Consider the following 18486-nt stretch of genomic DNA (forward strand, 5'->3'; position numbering starts at 1 on the left):
GCGGATGGACCAAGCGAAACTTTGCGGGGTTGCGGGCCTTAGCCCTCCGCCGCCTCTTCTTCGGCCTGCCGACGACGGAAACCGACCAGGGCGGTTTCGTCGAGCATGATGGCCTCTTTGCGCTTTTGTTTGTCTTTTTCCCGCTTCAACCGTTCTTCTTCGGCCAGTTCAAAGCGCTTCAACTCCTGATAGGCTTCGGCCATCTGGTCGGTGGCGATGCTGATTTGAACCTCGACCTGAAGCAGCGATTCCCCCAGCTTGCGGCCCCGCTCCATCGCCGCTTGGGCGAAGTTGGCGTAGGTGAAGGACACGGCGAAATCGTCGCGCGCCGTCGCCTGCTCGTGGGCGATTTCTTCTTTCAGTTTCTCGATTTCCGCCTTCAAACGGTCGCCAAGATTTTGCAGCTCCGCCAGGGTGCGGCGCTTTTCGTCCAATTGCAGCTTTTGCAGACGGATGATGGTTTTCAGGCTCATTGCGGCCACTGCACCCCGAAGATTTCAGCCAACAGGGCGTAGCTGGTGGCCAGATCGGTCGACTCCCGCTTGCCTTGCTTCAAAAAGGCCTCCAGCGCCGGTTGATAGTGGATCGCCTCGTCCACCTGCGGGTCGGAACCTTTGCGGTAGGCGCCCAACCGGATCATCTCCGCCATGTTGTCATAGGCGGACAACAGCCGCCGGGCGTGGTTGACCAACTCGTTTTCGTTGCGGCTGTTGCAACCCGGCATGGTGCGCGACACGCTGCGCAGAATGTTGATGGCGGGGTAGCGGCCCCGTTCGCCGATCTGGCGCTCCAACACGATGTGACCGTCGAGAATGCCGCGCACCGCGTCGGCGATGGGTTCGTTGTGGTCGTCGCCCTCGACCAGAACGGTGAACAGGCCGGTGATCGACCCCGACCCGACCAGCCCCGGCCCGGCGCGCTCCAGCAGGCGCGGCAACTCGGCGAAGACGGTCGGCGGATAGCCCTTGGTCGTCGGCGGTTCGCCCGCCGACAGGCCGATTTCGCGCTGGGCCATGGCGAAGCGGGTGACGCTGTCCATCATGCACAGGACGTTGCGGCCCTCGTCGCGGAAATATTCGGCGACCGACAGCGTCATGTAGGCGGCCTGGCGGCGCATCAGCGGGGCTTCGTCCGACGTGGCGCAGACGACGATGCTGCGGGCCAAGCCCTCTTCGCCCAGATCCTCGGTGATGAACTCCTGCAACTCGCGTCCGCGTTCGCCGATCAGCCCGATCACCGCGATCTCCGCCCCGGAAAAGCGCGCCAGCATCGACATGACGGAGGATTTGCCGACGCCAGATCCGGCGAAGATGCCCATGCGCTGGCCCAGGCAACAGGTGAGAAAGGCGTTGATGGCGCGGATGCCCAAATCCAGCTTTTCCCCCACCCGCGCGCGGGCGTGGGCGTTGGGCGGCGTGTTGCGGATCGGCACCCCGCGCGTCCCGCGCGGCAGCGGCCCCTTGCCGTCCACCGGCTCGCCCAGCGCGTTGACGACGCGGCCCAGCCACGCGTCGGTCGGGAAGATGCAGGCTTGATCCTTCGCCACCAGGGCGCGGCAGCCCAACCCGACGCCGTCCAGCGCCCCAAACGGCATCAGCAGGGCGCGGCCTTGCCGAAAGCCGACCACCTCGCACGGGATGTGGCGGCCATCGCGGGATTCAACCACGCAGCGACCGCCGACCGACAATTCCTTTTCAATGCCGCCGACCTCAACCATCAGGCCAAGCACGGCCGTCACCCGGCCAAAGCGGTTGAAACCTGGAATGGCGTCGATGTCGTGGATGAGTTGAGCGATGTCGGCGGGCACGGGCGTGCTCCAAAATGCGCGATGGCCAAGGGTTTTCAAGGCGTTCGTCGTTTGCTGGACGCCGCCGTCAACCAGTATGCCCGCATCTTGCGGAGGAAGCATCAACGTTGCATGAAGCGCATCCTTCTGGCGTTAAGCTGAATCGTCTGTTAACTTGTGTAAACGGCGGGGAGACACACCGTTCATGAAGGAGCGGGGGCCGCGCCGAAGTTCGGGTTGCGAAAGCGCACCATCAAACGTCGGGATGTCGCCATGAGGGTTCTGCTGGTTGAGGACGATACCTCCGTCGCCAAAAGCATCGAGTTGATGCTGAACACGGAAGGTTTCATCGTCGATTCCACCGATCTGGGTGAAGACGGGCTGGAGATCGGCAAGCTTTACGATTACGACATCATCATCCTCGATCTGATGCTGCCGGACATTGATGGTTACGAGGTGTTGCGCCGTCTGCGCGCCGCCCGCGTCACCACCCCGATTCTGATTCTGTCTGGCTTGACCGAGATGGACAACAAGATCAAGGGGTTGGGATTCGGCGCCGACGATTATCTGACCAAGCCTTTTGACAAGCGCGAGTTGATCGCCCGCATTCAGGCCATCGTTCGCCGGTCCAAGGGCCATTCCGACAGCGTGATCCGCACCGGTCGTCTGACGGTCAACCTCGACACCCGCACGGTGGAGGTGGACACCCTGCCGCTGCATCTGACCGGCAAGGAATATGGCATTCTGGAGCTGTTGAGCCTGCGCAAGGGCACGACGCTGACCAAAGAGATGTTTTTGAACCATCTTTATGGCGGAATGGACGAGCCGGAATTGAAAATCATCGACGTGTTCGTTTGCAAACTCCGCAAGAAATTGGCCGCCGCCACCCAGGGCGACAATTACATCGAAACCGTGTGGGGGCGTGGTTATGTTTTGCGTGATCCGCACGAGGAAATCGTTGAAGGCGTGACTTCGCCGCCGCCGCGCATTCCGCAACAGGCGGCGGGTTGAGTTCGGGCGATTTATTTATTTTCGCTGTTTGACCGGACGAAGACGATTTTCGCTTGAAGTGGGGGGGTGTTCCCCCCACTTATAGGGTGTCATTCTGCTTCGGACTGCCCGGGCCTGTTTCGCCCTCGATCTCGCTTCGCGAGCTTGCCAGATTGCGGCCAATCCAAAATTCAGTCTGATGCGCCGCATCGGTGATGTGGCGCCACTTGCGTCATGGGAGACAGAGATGCCCGTCGGCACCGTCAAATGGTTCAACAGCACCAAGGGCTTCGGTTTCATTCAGCCGGAAAGCGGCGGCGCGGATGTGTTCGTTCACATCTCCGCCGTTGAGCGCGCCGGTCTCCGCAGCCTGCTGGAAGGCCAAAAGGTTTCCTACGAAGAGCAGCGCGATCCGAAGCGTGGCAAGACGTCGGCGGAAAATCTGAAGGCGGTCTAATCCGTTTTCAGCGATTCCAGAGAAAAGGGCATCGGGCAACCGATGCCCTTTTTCCGTGCTTCCCAAACCGGAGCCTGCGCCCATGGCCTTCAAACCGAACTACAACCAGCAGCGCGCCGAACGCAACCGCGCCAAAGAGCTGAAGAAGCAGGAAAAGCTGCAACGCCGCGAGGAAGATGCAGCCGCTCGTCGCGCCACGGAACAATCCGCTGACGGCGATGCGGTTGACAGCGATGGCGCCGACGATGGCGCTGTCAGCGTGACTGACGAGGCCGTCGGCGCCAAGACCGACAACGGTTGATCGGACGCGCGTTCCGCTTTGACCGATGGCGGAATGCGGTCCAACAGCCCTTGTTTTGTTGAGCGGCAGCAGGCTTCGGGACGTTCCGTCTCGATGCGGGCCGCTCCAACGCCTATGTGGAGAGTGCGATCATGGCCCGAAAGAAACCGCCGGTTGACAACGGCTTCATCCTGTTCGACGTCCTCTATCAGGATGGCGCCCGCACCTCGAACCGCAAGGTTCCGACGGCGGAAATCGACAGCTACGATAACGAAGGCTCGATTCGGGCCTTCATCGAAGGGCAGGACCGCAAGATTGCCGAAATGTCCGGCAACCCACGCGGACCGATCAAGTCGATCACGCGTTCGGATGTTTGATGTTTTGGGCCGGTGATCGTTTCCGATCATCGGCGTTCGTCGGCGGGCATGGCGGCGGTTTTGATCGCCGCCCAGGCCCCCACTCAGGGGCCTGCGGAGAAACCACCCAGGCTGTACAGGCCGCGCTGACCATCGACCGGCTTGAACTTGTCGGTGATGCCCAACACGGTCTCGGCACCGCCCAGATAGAGAACGCCGTCCTGCGGCATCTGGCGGGCGATCCCCTCCAGAACCTTGCCCTTGGTCGGGCCGTCAAAATAAATCAACACGTTGCGGCAGAACACGATGTCGAACTGCCCCAGTGGCGACAGATCGCCCAGCAAATTCCATTCGCGAAACGAGGCCATCTGCCGCAATTGCGGGCTGATTTGCCATTTGTCGCCGTTTTGCTTGAAATGCTTCACCAGCATGGTGATTGGCAGGCCGCGCTGCACCTCGAACTGGGTGTAGACGCCCGCCTTGGAGCGCTCGACCATTTCCGCTGAAATGTCGGTGCCGACGATTTCCACCCGCCAACCGGCCAGCTTCGCGGCCTCGTCGTTCAGGATCATCGCCAGCGAATAGGCCTCTTGGCCCGAAGAGCAAGCCGCCGACCAGATGCGGATCGACCGCTTGGCCGCCCGCGCCGCCATCAGGCGGGGCAAAACCAATTGGCGAAACTGGTCGAACGGCTTCTGATCGCGAAAGAAGGAGGACTCGTTCGTCGTCATCGCTTCGGTGATGTCGCGCAGCAGCGCTTCATCCTTCCGCGTGCGGACGGTGATCGCAAGCTCCTCCAGCCCCTTCATGTTCCATTTGCGCGCCACCGGCATCAGCCGGGATTCGAGCAAATAGGCTTTGTCGCGGGTCAGGACCAAGCCGGAACGCTGCTTGAGCAGCGTGGAGAACATGTCGAAATCTTCGACTCTCATGCTGCCCTCGACGCGAACTTGCGGATGTAGGGACCAATTTCCTTCAGCGGCAGAATGGCCGAGCAGATGCCCGCTTGCGCCACGGCGCCCGGCATGCCCCACACCACGCTGGACGCCTCGTCCTGGCCGATCAGGGTGCCGCCGCCATTGACCACGTCGGTGCAACCCTTCAGGCCGTCCTGACCCATGCCGGTCAGGATGCAGGCCAAAATCTTGCGCCCGCCATAGGCCTTCAGGATCGACCGCATCATCGGATCAACCGCCGGGCGGCAAAAATTCTCGGGCGGATCCTTGGTCAGCGAAATCACGTTCGCCCCGCCGCGCTGGGCGACCAGCATGTGGAAGTCGCCGGGCGCGATGTAGCAGCGGCCCTGCACGACGGGTTCCCCGTCCTTGGCTTCCTTCGCGTCGATGCCGCACTGGCGGGTGATGTGTTCCGCCAGAATGGTGGTGAAGGTCGCGGGCATATGCTGGGTAATCAGGATGGGTTGCGTGACCGCGCCCTTCATGTGCGACAGCACTTCAAACAGCGCCTGCGGCCCGCCGGTCGAACTGCCGATGGCGATGACGTCCGGCTTCACTTGCAGGCCCATCGGGGCAGGACGGGTGGTGATCGGCGCCTGTTCGCGCTTGAGCGACAAGGGCACATAGGCGGGCGACAGCGGGCGAACTTCGCCCCGGCTGCGTGACCCGGCGCGCCGCGCCGCCGCGCCCAGCGCCTTGACCTTGGACACCAGCTCGCGCTTGAAATCCTCGGCCCCGCCGATCTCGCGGGTGGAGGTCGGTTTGGGGATGTAGTCGGCGGCTCCGGCCGACAGGCAGCGGATCGACACGTCGGCGCCGCGCAGCGTCAGCGTCGAAGCCATGATGATCTTGACCTGCGGCGCCACGGCCAGCAGCTTTGGAATGGCGGTCAGGCCATCCATCACCGGCATTTCGATGTCGAGGACGATGACGTCGATGGAATTGCGTTGCAGCGAATTCACCGCCATTTGGCCATCGCCAACCGACGTCACCACCCGAATGTCGGCGTCACCCTCCAGCGCGCGGGTCAGAAGCCCACGGATGACGGCGGAATCATCCACCACCATGACCCGGATCGGATCCGGGTTCGCGGGCTTTGCGCTGGTGAGGGAGCTTCTGCCAAAACTGTCCGACATAACGACCGATCGCCTTTCAACTCAACATCCGAACGAAGAACCGTGTGTTAGACGGGCCGACGGATCACAGCAAGCCCACCTGTGCGAACTTGGTCTGGATGATGTCGCTGTCGAAGGGCTTCATGATGTACTCGTTGGCCCCGGCCGACAGCGCTTCCTGGATGTGAGCCAGATCATTTTCGGTGGTGCAGAAGACAACCTTGGGGAATTCCCCGCCGCTCATCTTGCGCAGCCGCCGGAGAAACTCGATGCCGTTCATGACCGGCATGTTCCAGTCGAGCAGAATGGCGTCGGGCATCTGCACCGCGCAGGTTTCCATCGCCTGCTTGCCGTCCTCCGCCTCGGTGCACGCGAAGTTCAGTTCCTCCAGGATCTTGCGCGCGACCTTGCGGACAACGCGGCTGTCATCGACGACCAGGCAGGATTTCATCTCGATAGCGCCTCAGGAAGCATGACGGGACGTGCGATGGAGGGAGACGGCGGGTTACGCCGTCTCGACCGTCGTGAAGTTGAGCAGACGAGGGACGTCCAACACAACCATCAACTGGCCGTTCAGGCGGTAAATTCCCGTGGACACTTCGCGCCAACGCGGATCCAACGTGGCGGGGTTGCGCTCGAAATCCTCGTTGGTGAGGCTCAACACCTCGCCGACGGAATCAACCATCAGACTGTACAGCTCACCGCGCAGATCGACGACGATGGACATGCCGGGCTTGTCCTTCGCCCGGCCGGGCAAGCCAAGCCGCAAGCGGACGTCGATGGCGGTGACGATGCGACCGCGCAGGTTGAGCGATCCGGCGACCTCCGGCGGAGCCAACGGAATCCGGGTGATCCGCTGGTGGCCGAGGACGTCTTGCACCTGAAGGACCGGGATGCCGAACATCTGATCGGCGATCGACATGGTCACATAGTCCTGGTTGCCGGTGGCGACGAGGTCGTCGCCCTTCGACTTGCGGACGGTGGAGGGCAGCTTCGCGTTGCTCATGCGGCACCTTTATGTTCGGTCAGCGTCTGCTGGAGAGCGAAAAGCAGCGCGTCACGGTCGAACTTGGCGACATAATCGTTGAAACCGGCGATCCGGCCACGATCAAGATCGCGCGGGCTGGCGTGGCTGGACAATGCCACCATCGGCACGCTCTGCCAACGGCTGCCATGGCGCACCGCCTCGGCGAAATCAAAGCCGCTCATGCCCGGCATCTCGATGTCCGACACGATGACGTCGAAATCCTCGCCCGCTTCGCACAGGGCCATCGCGTCGTTGGCGTTTTCCACCGCCGTGACGTCGTAACCCGCCACCGACAGCAACGGCGTCAGCAGGTTGCGGAAGAAGGGGCTGTCATCGACCAGCAAGACGCGATGGAGCTTCTCCTCCTCGTAACCGTCGTTGGCGCCCGATCCGAACCAATCCTTGTAGGCCTGGGTCAGGAAGAAGCCAGCGTCGATGACCTCGGTCGCCTTGCCCGCGATGATCGCCGATCCCATCAGGCCTGGACGTTCGGCGGCCAACTGGACGTTCAGCTTCTCTTCCACGATGTCGACGATCTCGTCGACGATCAGACCCATTGAGCGGTCGCCGTCGGCGAAGACCAGAACCGGCTGACGGCCTTCCTTGCCCAGCATGAAGTTCGGATCGATCGGGACCAGGGGCATCAGCTTGCCGCGATACTGGACCATCGGCAGGCCGTTCGACATTTCGACCGTGGCCACATCGACGTCTTCCAGACGGGCGACGAGCGACAGCGGAACCGCCTTGGGGGCGCCGTCGCCCGCGCGGAACAGCAGAAGCGCCATCTTGTCTTCCTGACGCTGGGTCTGGACCGCCGTGGTTTCCTTGCCAACGACGTCCGCGACCGCCATTTCGCCGGTGGCCGACGCGATGCCGTTGGGATCCAGGATCATGATGACCGAGCCGTCGCCCAGGATCGTGTTGCCCGAGAACATCTCGATGTGGCGCAGGATCGGGGCGACCGGCTTGACGACGATTTCCTCGGTGTCGAACACGCGGTCGACCATGATGCCGAAGGTGTAGGTGCCGACCTGGGTGACGACGATGAAGGTCTCGTCCTCGGTCTTGCTCGACGCCTCGTTGTCGTCCAGCTTCAGCAGCTCCTGCAACGACACCAGCGGCAGCAGGCGGTTGCGCAGGCGCAGGACCGGCGTTCCCTTCAGCCGTTCGATGGTGTGTTCGCTGTCGGTGGCGGCGCGCACCAGTTCGACGACGCTGATCTGCGGAATGGCGAAGCGTTCCGCCGCGCATTCGACGATCAAGGCCGAGACGATGGCCAGAGTCAGCGGGATCTTGATGACGAAGGTCGAACCACGGCCCTGGAGCGACTTGATTTCGATCGTGCCGCCGATCTTTTCGATGTTGGTCTTCACCACGTCCATGCCGACGCCACGGCCCGACACGTTGGTGACTTTGGCCGCCGTCGAGAAGCCCGGCTTCATGATGAACTGGATGATCTGCTGATCGGTCATCGAGGCCAGCTCGATTTCCGAGGCCATGTTGTTCTGAATGGCCTTCTGCTTGATCTTGTCGATGGCCAGACCCCGACCATCATCTTGAATCTCGATGATGATGTGGCCGCCTTCGTGATAGGCGTTCAGCGTGATCCGACCCGTCTCGATCTTGCCCGACTTGACGCGCTCGGCGGGAATTTCCAGACCATGGTCGGCGCTGTTGCGCACCATGTGGGTCAACGGATCCTTAATCAGCTCCAGAACCTGACGATCCAACTCGGTGTCGGCGCCGAGCATCTGGAGGTCGATCTTCTTGTTCAGTTCATGCGCCAGATCGCGGACCAGACGCGGCAGCTTGGCCCAGGCGTTGCCGATGGGCTGCATGCGCGTCTTCATGACGCCTTCCTGCAACTCCGACGTCACATGGTTCAGGCGTTGCAGCGGCGCGGCGAACTCGCTTTCCTTTTGCGAGCGCAGGATTTGGAGGAGCTGGTTGCGGGTCAGCACCAGTTCCGAAACCATGGTCATCAGGTTTTCGAGCAGATCCACGTTGACGCGGATGGTCTGCGCGGCGACCGCCGATTCCTTGGTCGCGTTTTCCGAATTGCCGTCGTTGGCGTGGCCAGCCCCACCCGCCGAGGCGACCGGGGTGGCGGCGACCGGAACCTTGGCCGCTGCGGCGGGTTCCGGCTCCGGAACGACCAGATCCTGCGAGGGCGCAGGCTCGGGCGTCGGTTCCGGCGCGCGGGGGGCGAGCGCGGTGCTGGCCGGGGCGGCGGGGGCCGCCGGGGGCGGGGTCGCCGGGCCTGGGATGGAGTTCCACAGCGCTTCCAACTCGTCCAGCGTGTTGGGGCGCTCTTCGGCGGCGGCCACGGCGGGGGCGGTCGGCGGCGGGGGAGGAGGAGCCTCGACCACCGGCGCGGGTCCGCCCAGCTTGCCTTCGGCGCACAGATTCAACCGCTCGATCAGCGGGATGTCGTCGCCGGGCGGTTCCGCCTCGGTCGCTTCCAGAACCGCCAGCAGGCTCTTGATGGTGTCCAACGCCTGAAGGATCAAAGAGACCGCTTCGGGGTTGATGGTCAATTCGCCGTCACGGAACTTGCCCAGCACGTTTTCCGAGGCGTGCGCCACCTTTTCCAGGCGCGGCAGGCCGAGAAAGCCGCAAGTGCCCTTGATGGTGTGGACGAGACGGAAAATGTTGGACAGCAGTTCCGGGTTGTTGGGGTTCTGCTCCAATCGGACCAACTCGACGTCGAGCACCGATAGGTTTTCGTTGGTTTCCGTTAGAAATTCGGAGAGCAGATCATCCATGTCGCATTCCCCAGGCCCAATGTTATGGTCCGCGCCGACCTGCGGCTCGAACAGGCGCTCTGTCGAGCCGCCGATTGCGTTCCAGTCCAGGTGATGGCCGGAGCGTGGCAAACACTGATTAAGAGAACCTTACCCGCAGCGATAGGGAAATCTCACAACGCCCCGCCGAAAATTGGCGGGACGCATTGTCACAGGAGGATCAATGAGGGATGCGGATCTCGCCAAAACCGTGCGTGACGCGGTGGCGGCCTTGAACGAGGCCTTGGCGTTGGCGGCCCGCCACAATCTGGCGGTGACGTTGCGCACCACGGCGCATCAAACCACGAGCGGCGTCGAGCGGGTTGTCGTCGACTCGCAAATTTTCAAACAATTGTGAGAAATTGCGACAACGTCACCAGTCGGCGCTGAAGATCAGCCGATCCGCGCCCGACGGAGTCGCGGCAAGGCGCAGCCCGGCATCCTCCGCGAAGCGTCCGGTGATGTAAGCGTGGACGTTGCGCGGCGTCAGGGGGGCGGTGGGCGCGCCGATCAGCGCGGCGGCCAGTTCGGCGCTCAACCCGCCGGGTCGTCCTGCGGCGGTGACGGTGACGCGGCCCGCCGTCGCGTCGCCCTCTCCGGCGACGGTGATCCGACCGCCATAAGGCAACGCCTCTTCGGCCAGCACGACCATGTTCAGCAGCAGCTTCGCCACGCCGCGCCGCTCGCCAAGCGCCGGGTCGGGCGTGCGTTCGGGCCAATCCAGCGCGCTGCGCCCGCCGTCGATCCATCCCGCCGCCGCGTCGCGGGCGTCGGCGAACCCCCGCTGTTCGCGTCCGGCGACGCCATAGGCCAGACGAAACACCCGCAGACGGCGGTCCGCCTGGCTTGATGAGTGATCGATCAACGCCACCGCTTCGCCAAGAAAACCCTGCCCCAGCGCCGCGCCGGTCAATCCCGAGACGGAATCAGGATCCGCCTCGGCGTCCTCGCGCATTTCCTCAATCAACTCCAGCCCGTTGCGGATGGCGCCGACCGGGCTGACCAGGTCATGGCACAGCTTGGAGGCGAGCAATTCAAGGATGCGGACCTCGATGGTGACGGGGGCGGTGACGGGTTCGGGCATGGGGGTGGTCACGGAGCCAGTCACGAGAGGGTCTCCACGCGGCAGAGAAGCGGGTTGCTGCCCGCCTGTTGTACTCTATATCGTGCCTCTTGTAACGTCAGCGCGCGTGTGGCGTGGAAGGACGACGGTGATGGAAGACGCGTTGGTTCCCGGCGCCTGGGTGCGGCATCCGACGCAAGCCGATTGGGGGTTGGGGCAGGTGCAATCGGCGATTCGCAACCGGGTGACGGTGAATTTTGAACATGCGGGCAAGGTGTTGATCGACACCGCCGTCGTCGCCCTGACGGTGGTGGATCCCGATGTCGGATAGGCGCCCGCCCTGCCCGGCCATCGTCTCGCGCCGCCTTGGCGGCGCTTGCGGAGGAACCGTTTGATGAAAGCCATGTTTTTGGGATTTGCCGCCGCGATCATCGTCGGGGTCGCCGTCGCCGCCGTGCTGACCAGCGCCGACATGTCCAGCGCCACGCGTTTTTCCTCCCTGTCGGTCCGGTTGTGAGCGCGGGCTTCATCCGGGCTTAAGGAAAGACGCGCCAAAGACGATTTTGACGCGTCTTTCCTTGAGAGGCTGCACGGTATAGGCTCCCTTGCGTCGGTGGGGGCGCCAAGGCGGGGAAACGCGTGATTTCACGTCTGAAAGGGGGAATGAGCGCGTTTGGGCTGCTGCTGATCCTTGGCTTGAACGCCATGATCGGCGCTGATTTGTCGCGTGAGCATGATGATCTGATCGCGCGGGCGCGGGAGGAAACCCAGAGCCTGAGCTTGATCCTGGAACGTCAGGCCACCGACAGCGTGACGGGGGTCGCCAAAGTTTTGGCCGGGGTGGCCGAGGTTTTGAACGTGCGCGCCGACCGTTGGGATCGCGGCGATCCTGACGTGCACGCGCTGTTGCGTCGCCAGGCGAGTCTGTCGCCGTTGATCCGCGCCCTTCTGGTGATTTCGGCGGATGGTCATCCAATCCATGACAGCGGCGCTCTGACGCCCGCCGATCTTGATCTGTCCGATCGCGATTATCTGACGGCGCAGCGCGACGGGACGGCCTCGGGGAGCTATCTGGGCGTGCCGGTTCGGGGGCGGGTGTCGGGCAACTGGTTCGTCAGCATGAGCCGACGGCTGGAAACCGCTGACGGACGGTTTGCGGGCGTGCTTGTGGCGGTGATCGATCCAGCGGCGTTTCGCGTCTTTTACGAGGCGCTGAAATTGCGCAACGACGCCGTGGTCACGCTGTATCACGCCAGCGGGCCAACGATGGCGCGTTTTCCCGTTCATGACGCCGGTTCCGACCCACCGGCTCTCTTGTCCTTGTCGGCCACTCTTTCGTTGCGATCCGGGTTGTCGGGCGTTGAGTTTATGGACCGCTCCAGCGATGGGCCAAGCCGGATTCTCAGCGTCCGTCGGTCGGTGGAGGTTCCGTTGGTCGTGACGGTGTCGCTGTCCCGTGACCATGTTTTGCTGCCCTGGCGCGACAAGGCCAAGATCTCCCTTGTGGTGGCGGTGTGCGGCAGCGTGATGCTCGGCTTTCTCACCCTGGTTCTGGTGCGCGAGGCCGGGCGGCGGGAAGCCATGCTGGCCGATTTGCAAAGCAGCGAAGGCGCCCTGCGCGACAGCCAGCAGCGGTTGATTCAGGACATCGCCGGACGCTATCGGGCCGAGGCGGAACTGATCGCGGCCAAGCAGGCGTCCGACGCCGCCAACCGGGCGAAAACCCAGTTTCTCGCCAACATGAGCCACGAATTGCGGACGCCGCTGAACGCCATCATCGGCTTTGCCGAGGCGTTGGAAACCGGCATCTTTGGCCGAATGACCAGCAAACAGACCGAATATGTCGGCGACATCCGCCGCTCTGGCCAGCATCTGTTGAGCCTCATCAACGACATTCTCGACACGACGAAGGTTGAATCCGGCAAATACGCCCTGCATGAAGAGGTTGTGGACGTCCGCGATGTGGTGGAGCAGAGCCTGCGGTCGGTGGGGTCGCAAGTGGCGGAAAAATCCATTGATCTTGCGGCGACGGCGCCCGCCGATTTGCCGAGTTTGTACGCGGACGAACGCGCTTTGCGGCAAATTCTGCTGAATCTTCTGTCGAACGCGGTCAAATTCACCCCGGCGAACGGTCGCGTCACGGTGATGGTCGACGCGAGCGAACGGAATCTGCGCATCCGCGTCATCGACACCGGCATCGGCATTCCCCAAGAGGAGTTGATGCTGGTGCTGGAACCGTTCCATCAGGTGGACAATTCGCACACCCGGCGTTACGCCGGAACCGGGCTTGGCCTGCCGCTGGTCAAGTCGCTGGTTGAAATGCAGGAGGGGCGTTTTCTTCTGACCAGCACGGTTGGTCGGGGCACCACGGCGACGATCCTGTTCCCCGCCGCCCGTCTGCGCCGCGTTCAAACGGAGGCGGCGCCGTCGCCCCGCGTTCCAGAGCTGTTGGTTTGAGCGTCATTCGCGCTCATGGCAGGCTGAGCATCACAAGATAGCTGCGCTGGAACGGCAGGAAATTGTCGTCGGACAGGATGTAGATCAGCGTTTCCCCGTTCGGTCCTGGACGGGTGGCGATTCCCTCGAAATTGTCGTTCAACAGGGGGCGTTCCAACCGCGCCAACTCCTCCCCATGGATGTCGGCGCCCGCGTGCAGGGCCGTGGCGGGGATGCGGACGATGCGGGTGGACCAGCCGCCCAGCAGCGACGCCCGCCGTTCCAACACCACAGCGCCGCCGTCCGGCAGTCCGGCGGCGGCGGTTGGGCGATAGCGCGGCGCGCTGCGGTAGGCCATCGGCAGCCAGTCCGCCCGCTGGGTCGGCAGGCCAGGGCTGGTCGTCACCCAGGCGCGGCGGGGCTGGTTGGGCGCGCGCTCGCTGTCCTCGTCCCCCTCTTCGATGGCGAGAAGGCGGCCATCGGCCAGGCGGGCCAGGGATTCCAAGCCGCCATTGTCGGGGCTGTCCTCTTCCACCGACGGGGGAACCGGCACGGGGGTTGGAACGCCCTGCGGGCCGTTGGGGTTGGCGGCGTAGCGCAACAGACGGTGGTCGCGTTCCAGCGCGACGATCCAGCCGCCATCCGGCAAGCCAAGCAATTCCTCGGCGTCGGTGCGGCGCTTGACCTTGGTGAAGCCTTCCTCCACGGGCAGCCGGCGAACCCGGATTTGGTCGGCGCCGATCAAGCGTCCGTCGGCGTCATGGTCGAGACGACCATCGACCACCAAGCCGGTGTCGCCGACGGCGACGAACCGTCCGCCATCCGGCGCCACCCACAGGCCGGACAGCCCGCCCGCCTCGCCCATGCCGGTGAGGTCCAGCGCGCCACGGAAGGTCAGCGCGCCAACCCGGTCCGCCAGTGGGCGGGATGGATCAAGCGGCGCGGGCGTCGCCCGCGCCGGGGGCGCATGCGGCTCGATGACTGTGGCGCACCCTCCAGCCAGAGCCAGAAACAGCGCGACCACCGCCCCGGTTCGGAAGAATGGCGTCATGCCCCAGTCATGCCACGCGGCACGGTCGAGAGGAAGAGGTCAGGCGTCCGCCCCACCATCCTTGTGGTGGCCGTCATGATGCTCGTGCGGGTGGGCCGGGGGCGGGGCGGTCTTGACCGTTCCGGCGAACCAATCGCGGATCGCCTGCGCCGGGTCGCTTTCCAGCGTCGTCACCGGCTCGATCCCCCGGCGGCGCATGTGAGCGACGAAGCCAGGGCCGGACGCCCCGGCGATGACCACCGACACTGCGTCAATCGGGTGCGGGCGACCGTCGCCGCACAGATGGAGCACCGCGTCCTCGGTCAACTCGATCCGGGATTCCTCAATCGGATCAAGGCCAGCCTCCGCCTCGAACACCAGAAAGCGGCGGGCGCGCCCGCCATGGGTGGCGACGCTGCGGTTGTCTTGCGTAGCGACGGCGATTTTCATGCAACGGATCTTTCCTGTTGGGCCGACGACCCGCCCATCCTGCCCAGCCCGCGCCGCGCCCGCACTGAGGGAAGTCAATCAACGGAACGGGAGGCCCGAAAGGGCCGGGTGCAGCCGCGCCGCCATCACCCCCTTTTGTTCACGTCGCTTGACATTCCTTTCGGAAATCTTAAGATATGATCGTCTGCTCCGTCGGAGAGGCCGGATCCCGCCTGTCGGGGGAACCGTTTCCGTCATATCGCTTCGCATGAGGATGTGACATGGGCGCCGCGCTCGCACTCCGCTCGACCGATTCCGGTGAATCGCTGTCGCGCTACATCAACGACACCCACCGCTACCCCGTGCTCGCGCCGGAAGACGAGTTCATGCTCGCCAAGGCGTGGACGGAGCATGGCGACCTGAAGGCCGCGCAAAAGCTTGTCACCAGCCATCTGCGGCTGGTCGTGAAGATCGCCGGGGGTTATCGCGGCTATGGCCTGCCGCTGTCCGATCTGATCGCCGAGGGCAATCTCGGCCTGATGACCGCCGTCAAGAAATTCGAGCCGGATCGCGGCTTCCGCCTGTCCACCTACGCCATGTGGTGGATCAAGGCGTCGATCCAGGATTACATCCTGCGGTCTTGGAGCCTGGTCAAGATCGGCACCACCGCCGCGCAGAAGAAGCTGTTTTTCAGCCTGGGCCGCCTGAAGCGCAAGCTGGGCGAGGTCGGCAACGGCGATCTTCAGCCGGAAAACGTCACCCGCATCGCCAACGATCTTGAGGTCGGCGAGCATGAGGTGGTGGCGATGAATCGCCGCCTGTCCTCGCCGGTCGCCTCGCTCAACGCCCCCATCGCGTCGGAAGGCGATTCGGAGTGGCAGGATCTGCTGGCCGACGAGCGCCCCTCGGTTGAGGAGACGCTGATCGAGCGTGGCGAGTCCGGTCGCCGCGCCGGGCTGCTCAACGCCGCGTTGGGCGTGCTGAACGAGCGGGAGCGGGACATTCTGGTCAACCGCCGCCTGATCGAACAGCCCCTGACGCTGGAGGATCTGGCCGTCCGCTACGGCGTCAGCCGCGAGCGCATCCGCCAGATCGAAGAGCGCGCCTTTGAAAAACTCGCCAAACAGACCTTGCAGTTGGCGGCGGCGGCGTAACGCCCTCCGCTGTCTCTCAGCGTTTTGCCCCGACCCCGACCCTCCCCCGCCGACGCTGGGGAGGGTGTTTTTTTGGGCGGTCGACGTTTCCGCGCCGGGCTTGACAGCGTCACGCGAATTGTTCAACAATCATAATTGTTGAACAATTCTTCGCGCAGAGTCGATGACGCCCCTTCCCCATCCCCCCGCCGCGACCGACCGCGCCGCCGACTGCCTGCGCGCCGCCATCATGGCCGGAGAGTTGAAGCCCGGCGAACAGTTGGTCGAGGCGGATTTGGTCGAACGGTTGGGCGTGTCGCGCAACACGCTGCGCGAGGCGTTCCGCCAATTGTGCCGGGAGGGGTTAGCCGAGCATCACCGCCATTGCGGCGTCACCGTGCGCGCCGTCACCGCCGACGACGTGCGGGAGATCTTCACGATCCGCCGGACGCTGGAGCTTCAGGCGGTCGCCGCCGCGCCCGCCATCCTGCCGCCGCCGCGTCTGGCGGCGATGCGCGACTGCGTGACGGCGGCGCAAGACGCGGCGGCGGCGCGCGCCTGGCGAACCGTCGGCACCCACAGCTTGCGTTTGCACGGCGAAATCGTCCGGTTGATCGGCAGCCCGCTGCTCGACGGGTTTTTCGCCAGCGTTCTGGCGCAACTGCGCCTCAGCTTCGCCGTCAACCCGGACGAAGCCGCCTTTCAAGCGCCCTGGATCGCCCGCGACGCCGCCATCGTCGAGCGGCTGGCCGTTGGCGACGCGGGCGGCGCGGCGGTCGCGCTGCGCCTCTATCTCGACGAATCCGAACAGGGGTTGCTCGCCCGCTTCCCCTCCCCCTGACAATCGACGCTCCCCCCTGGAAGGACCGACCCGACATGCTCAATTACCCCGCCGCCTATCAGGCCAGCACAGGATCCGCCCTGGACGTGGACCGGGCGTTTTACCAGCGTGTCGCCGCGCAAACGGACGGGCGCGAGTTGGTCGAAAGCCTGACCGTGCCGATCCGGTCGGGACGGGCCTGGACGGTCTCAGCGGGGCATGTTTTCCGCATCGTCACCATCGACGGGCCGCAGGTCGCCGATTTGAACATCTGGAACCGCCACGACCCGCGCGAACGCATGTGGGCGTCGCGCACCCGGCAGCTTCAGCAGGCCCATGTCAGCACTTATGATCGGATTTGGTCCACCCTGCCCTTCCTGCGCCCGCTGGTGACGATCACCCACGACACGCTGGCCGATTACGGCATCGACGAGCATGGCGGGCGGGTCCATGATTTGCTCGGCACCCGCTGCGATCCCTACGTCAACCGGATGCTGACGGGGGAGGATTTCCACCATCATTGCCATTCCAACCTGACCCGCGCCGTCGCCCCCTATGGCTTGACCGAGTTCGACGTGCACGACGTGCTGAACGTCTTCCAAGTCACCGGCCTGAACGCCGAGGACAAATATTTCATGAAGGCCTGCCCGGCCAAGAAGGGCGATTTCCTGGAATTCTTCGCCGAAATCGACCTGTTGTGCGCCCTGTCCACCTGCCCCGGCGGCGATCTCAGCGTGCCGTTGTGGGGGCCGGACGCCCGCGACCCGCTGGAGGTCTGCCGCCCGTTGGGGGTGGAGGTCTACAAAATCGACCCGGCTTTGTTGGAGGGTTGGCGCTCGCCGCCGGTCGCCGCCTATCGCGGCAACCACGGGCTGAAACTGGAAACCCCGGATTGGGAGAAATAACCAACGCGCCAGAGCGCCGCCCCGGCGTCACCCGTGGAACAGGGTGGCGTCGATGCGGCGGACCATGGCGATCAGGCGGGGGGCGTAGTCCTCTTCCAACCGTTTGGGATCGACCAGAAAGGCCGGGCCGCCGCAGTTGAAGGCCAACACTTGCGAGCCGTCGCGCGGAACGAAGGGCACGCCGACCGCGTGAACCTCGCTTTTCCACGAGCCGATAGAGCGGCAATAGCCGCGCGTCCGATAATCCTCGATGGCTTGCAGGATGCCGTCCTGGATGGCGGGCCAGCGGTCGCCCTCATGCTCCTCCAGCTTGGCCATCAGCGGCGCGCGCTCCACCTCCGGCAGGGCGGCGAGATAGGCGCGGCCCATGCCCGTGGTGGACAGCTTGATGTGGGAGCCGACGTCCAGCGACAGGGTGATCGGCCCGGCCCCCTTGCAGCATTCCAGATAGATCATGCTGACCCGGTCGCGCCCGCCCAGCGCCACCGCCAACCCGGTCTGGTCGGCCAACTCCTGCATCAGCGGACGGGCCACCTGTCGAACGCCCATGCCCGACAGGCAGGCGTAGCCCAGCGCCAGAACCGACGTGCCCAGCCGATATTTGCCGGTCGTCGGGTCGTAGGTCAGATAGCCCAGCTTGGACAGGGTGTAGCTCAGCCGCGAGATGGTCGGCTTGGGCAGGCCGGTGCGTTCGGCCAACTCCTGATTGCCCAGCGCCGATTCGTTGCGGCGAAAGGCCCGCAGCAATTCCAGGCCGCGCGCGAGCGCGGTGACGAAGCGGGGATCCTTTTCCTCGTCCACCGCCGGGTCGTCGGCGACCAGAGCCTCGTCCCGTCTGCGCATGGGGGTGTCCTTGATCGTCTGGGGGAATGGCTGCGGCCATCCTCGCAGGGATCGCGGAAAACGTCAAATTTTCGGAA

Annotated in this window: 22 protein-coding genes; 11 read left to right on the forward strand and 11 right to left on the reverse strand. The window is 64.2% G+C overall.

The window, feature by feature from the left end; all coding sequences use genetic code 11:
* Positions 1-38 precede the first annotated feature (38 nt).
* The gene (locus ACODS4_RS21230) at positions 39-473 is read right to left on the reverse strand and encodes a flagellar export protein FliJ (protein ID WP_488867260.1); all 435 of its coding nucleotides are present in this window, start codon (positions 471-473) and stop codon (positions 39-41) included.
* Positions 470-1807: a flagellar protein export ATPase FliI gene (gene fliI, locus ACODS4_RS21235; protein ID WP_488867262.1), complete on the reverse strand. Its 1338-nt coding sequence runs from the start codon at positions 1805-1807 to the stop codon at positions 470-472. The genes ACODS4_RS21230 and fliI overlap by 4 nt, the downstream gene beginning before the upstream one ends.
* Before the next feature lie 252 nt (positions 1808-2059).
* On the opposite strand from fliI, the gene ctrA reads away from it, so the two are divergent.
* From ctrA to ACODS4_RS21255, 4 genes are all read left to right on the forward strand, one after another.
* Positions 2060-2797: a response regulator transcription factor CtrA gene (ctrA, locus tag ACODS4_RS21240; RefSeq protein WP_488867264.1), complete on the forward strand. Its 738-nt coding sequence runs from the start codon at positions 2060-2062 to the stop codon at positions 2795-2797.
* 226 nt (positions 2798-3023) lie between these two features.
* Positions 3024-3233 (forward strand): cold-shock protein, encoded by a 210-nt coding sequence (locus tag ACODS4_RS21245; RefSeq protein ID WP_085552656.1) that lies wholly within the window; start codon positions 3024-3026, stop codon positions 3231-3233.
* Positions 3234-3315: 82 nt separating this feature from the next.
* Complete coding sequence (locus ACODS4_RS21250) at positions 3316-3534, forward strand: hypothetical protein (RefSeq protein WP_488867267.1); 219 nt, start codon at positions 3316-3318, stop codon at positions 3532-3534.
* A gap of 131 nt (positions 3535-3665) precedes the next feature.
* The gene (locus ACODS4_RS21255; protein ID WP_488867269.1) at positions 3666-3890 is read left to right on the forward strand and encodes a hypothetical protein; all 225 of its coding nucleotides are present in this window, start codon (positions 3666-3668) and stop codon (positions 3888-3890) included.
* 83 nt (positions 3891-3973) lie between these two features.
* Here ACODS4_RS21255 and ACODS4_RS21260 read toward each other — a convergent pair whose 3' ends face one another.
* The 5 genes from ACODS4_RS21260 to ACODS4_RS21280 all read right to left on the reverse strand — a co-directional run bounded on the left by ACODS4_RS21260 (position 3974) and on the right by ACODS4_RS21280 (position 9732).
* A complete protein-coding gene (locus ACODS4_RS21260) occupies positions 3974-4801 on the reverse strand; it encodes a CheR family methyltransferase (RefSeq protein ID WP_488867271.1) in 828 nt (275 codons plus the stop codon).
* A complete protein-coding gene (locus ACODS4_RS21265; protein ID WP_488867273.1) occupies positions 4798-5961 on the reverse strand; it encodes a protein-glutamate methylesterase/protein-glutamine glutaminase in 1164 nt (387 codons plus the stop codon). Before ACODS4_RS21265 ends, ACODS4_RS21260 begins: the two co-directional genes overlap by 4 nt.
* 64 nt (positions 5962-6025) lie before the next feature.
* The gene (locus tag ACODS4_RS21270) at positions 6026-6391 is read right to left on the reverse strand and encodes a response regulator (protein ID WP_488867275.1); all 366 of its coding nucleotides are present in this window, start codon (positions 6389-6391) and stop codon (positions 6026-6028) included.
* Positions 6392-6445: 54 nt separating this feature from the next.
* A complete protein-coding gene (locus tag ACODS4_RS21275) occupies positions 6446-6946 on the reverse strand; it encodes a chemotaxis protein CheW (RefSeq protein ID WP_488867277.1) in 501 nt (166 codons plus the stop codon).
* Complete coding sequence (locus ACODS4_RS21280; RefSeq protein ID WP_488867279.1) at positions 6943-9732, reverse strand: hybrid sensor histidine kinase/response regulator; 2790 nt, start codon at positions 9730-9732, stop codon at positions 6943-6945. The genes ACODS4_RS21275 and ACODS4_RS21280 overlap by 4 nt, the downstream gene beginning before the upstream one ends.
* Positions 9733-9934: 202 nt before the next feature.
* Between ACODS4_RS21280 and ACODS4_RS21285 the strand changes: the two genes are divergently transcribed.
* A complete protein-coding gene (locus ACODS4_RS21285) occupies positions 9935-10108 on the forward strand; it encodes a hypothetical protein (RefSeq protein WP_488867281.1) in 174 nt (57 codons plus the stop codon).
* Between the two features lie 15 nt (positions 10109-10123).
* Here ACODS4_RS21285 and ACODS4_RS21290 read toward each other — a convergent pair whose 3' ends face one another.
* The gene (locus ACODS4_RS21290) at positions 10124-10858 is read right to left on the reverse strand and encodes a histidine phosphotransferase family protein (protein ID WP_488867283.1); all 735 of its coding nucleotides are present in this window, start codon (positions 10856-10858) and stop codon (positions 10124-10126) included.
* Between the two features lie 106 nt (positions 10859-10964).
* Between ACODS4_RS21290 and ACODS4_RS21295 the strand changes: the two genes are divergently transcribed.
* From ACODS4_RS21295 to ACODS4_RS21305, 3 genes are all read left to right on the forward strand, one after another.
* Positions 10965-11144: a DUF3553 domain-containing protein gene (locus ACODS4_RS21295; protein ID WP_488867285.1), complete on the forward strand. Its 180-nt coding sequence runs from the start codon at positions 10965-10967 to the stop codon at positions 11142-11144.
* Positions 11145-11207: 63 nt separating this feature from the next.
* Positions 11208-11330 carry a hypothetical protein gene (locus ACODS4_RS21300; protein WP_488867287.1) on the forward strand — a complete coding sequence of 41 codons (123 nt, stop codon included), beginning with the start codon at positions 11208-11210 and terminating at the stop codon, positions 11328-11330.
* A gap of 146 nt (positions 11331-11476) precedes the next feature.
* A complete protein-coding gene (locus tag ACODS4_RS21305) occupies positions 11477-13270 on the forward strand; it encodes a sensor histidine kinase (protein WP_488867289.1) in 1794 nt (597 codons plus the stop codon).
* Positions 13271-13283: 13 nt separating this feature from the next.
* Here the strand turns inward: ACODS4_RS21305 and ACODS4_RS21310 are convergent, their stop codons facing one another.
* Complete coding sequence (locus ACODS4_RS21310; RefSeq protein ID WP_488867291.1) at positions 13284-14300, reverse strand: esterase-like activity of phytase family protein; 1017 nt, start codon at positions 14298-14300, stop codon at positions 13284-13286.
* A 39-nt stretch (positions 14301-14339) separates the two neighbouring features.
* Positions 14340-14729, reverse strand: coding sequence for a NifB/NifX family molybdenum-iron cluster-binding protein (locus tag ACODS4_RS21315; RefSeq protein ID WP_488867293.1), 390 nt, complete (start codon positions 14727-14729; stop codon positions 14340-14342).
* Positions 14730-14989: 260 nt separating this feature from the next.
* Between ACODS4_RS21315 and rpoH the strand changes: the two genes are divergently transcribed.
* The 3 genes from rpoH (at position 14990) to ACODS4_RS21330 (ending at position 17566) form a co-directional block, all read left to right on the forward strand.
* Positions 14990-15862, forward strand: a complete 873-nt coding sequence (gene rpoH / locus ACODS4_RS21320) for an RNA polymerase sigma factor RpoH (RefSeq protein ID WP_488867295.1) — start codon at positions 14990-14992, stop codon at positions 15860-15862.
* Positions 15863-16025: 163 nt separating this feature from the next.
* A complete protein-coding gene (locus tag ACODS4_RS21325; RefSeq protein WP_488867297.1) occupies positions 16026-16682 on the forward strand; it encodes a GntR family transcriptional regulator in 657 nt (218 codons plus the stop codon).
* 35 nt (positions 16683-16717) lie between these two features.
* Positions 16718-17566, forward strand: coding sequence for an urea carboxylase-associated family protein (locus ACODS4_RS21330; RefSeq protein WP_488867299.1), 849 nt, complete (start codon positions 16718-16720; stop codon positions 17564-17566).
* A 27-nt stretch (positions 17567-17593) separates the two neighbouring features.
* Here ACODS4_RS21330 and ACODS4_RS21335 read toward each other — a convergent pair whose 3' ends face one another.
* Positions 17594-18409, reverse strand: a complete 816-nt coding sequence (locus ACODS4_RS21335) for an IclR family transcriptional regulator (RefSeq protein WP_488867301.1) — start codon at positions 18407-18409, stop codon at positions 17594-17596.
* Positions 18410-18486 lie beyond the last annotated feature (77 nt).

It is taken from the genome of Azospirillum sp. FG154 (assembly GCF_057809575.1).

Bases quoted from the DNA above. Each gene is read 5' to 3' on its own strand.
- ACODS4_RS21230 (WP_488867260.1), bottom strand. From the start codon at position 473: ATGAGCCTGAAAACCATCATCCGTCTGCAAAAGCTGCAATTGGACGAA.
- ctrA (WP_488867264.1), top strand. From the start codon at position 2,060: ATGAGGGTTCTGCTGGTTGAGGACGATACCTCCGTCGCCAAAAGCATC.
- ACODS4_RS21245 (WP_085552656.1), top strand. From the start codon at position 3,024: ATGCCCGTCGGCACCGTCAAATGGTTCAACAGCACCAAGGGCTTCGGT.
- ACODS4_RS21250 (WP_488867267.1), top strand. From the start codon at position 3,316: ATGGCCTTCAAACCGAACTACAACCAGCAGCGCGCCGAACGCAACCGC.
- ACODS4_RS21255 (WP_488867269.1), top strand. From the start codon at position 3,666: ATGGCCCGAAAGAAACCGCCGGTTGACAACGGCTTCATCCTGTTCGAC.
- ACODS4_RS21260 (WP_488867271.1), bottom strand. From the start codon at position 4,801: ATGAGAGTCGAAGATTTCGACATGTTCTCCACGCTGCTCAAGCAGCGT.
- ACODS4_RS21265 (WP_488867273.1), bottom strand. From the start codon at position 5,961: ATGTCGGACAGTTTTGGCAGAAGCTCCCTCACCAGCGCAAAGCCCGCG.
- ACODS4_RS21270 (WP_488867275.1), bottom strand. From the start codon at position 6,391: ATGAAATCCTGCCTGGTCGTCGATGACAGCCGCGTTGTCCGCAAGGTC.
- ACODS4_RS21275 (WP_488867277.1), bottom strand. From the start codon at position 6,946: ATGAGCAACGCGAAGCTGCCCTCCACCGTCCGCAAGTCGAAGGGCGAC.
- ACODS4_RS21280 (WP_488867279.1), bottom strand. From the start codon at position 9,732: ATGGATGATCTGCTCTCCGAATTTCTAACGGAAACCAACGAAAACCTA.
- ACODS4_RS21285 (WP_488867281.1), top strand. From the start codon at position 9,935: ATGAGGGATGCGGATCTCGCCAAAACCGTGCGTGACGCGGTGGCGGCC.
- ACODS4_RS21295 (WP_488867285.1), top strand. From the start codon at position 10,965: ATGGAAGACGCGTTGGTTCCCGGCGCCTGGGTGCGGCATCCGACGCAA.
- ACODS4_RS21300 (WP_488867287.1), top strand. From the start codon at position 11,208: ATGAAAGCCATGTTTTTGGGATTTGCCGCCGCGATCATCGTCGGGGTC.
- ACODS4_RS21305 (WP_488867289.1), top strand. From the start codon at position 11,477: ATGAGCGCGTTTGGGCTGCTGCTGATCCTTGGCTTGAACGCCATGATC.
- ACODS4_RS21310 (WP_488867291.1), bottom strand. From the start codon at position 14,300: ATGACGCCATTCTTCCGAACCGGGGCGGTGGTCGCGCTGTTTCTGGCT.
- ACODS4_RS21315 (WP_488867293.1), bottom strand. From the start codon at position 14,729: ATGAAAATCGCCGTCGCTACGCAAGACAACCGCAGCGTCGCCACCCAT.
- rpoH (WP_488867295.1), top strand. From the start codon at position 14,990: ATGGGCGCCGCGCTCGCACTCCGCTCGACCGATTCCGGTGAATCGCTG.
- ACODS4_RS21325 (WP_488867297.1), top strand. From the start codon at position 16,026: ATGACGCCCCTTCCCCATCCCCCCGCCGCGACCGACCGCGCCGCCGAC.
- ACODS4_RS21330 (WP_488867299.1), top strand. From the start codon at position 16,718: ATGCTCAATTACCCCGCCGCCTATCAGGCCAGCACAGGATCCGCCCTG.
- ACODS4_RS21335 (WP_488867301.1), bottom strand. From the start codon at position 18,409: ATGCGCAGACGGGACGAGGCTCTGGTCGCCGACGACCCGGCGGTGGAC.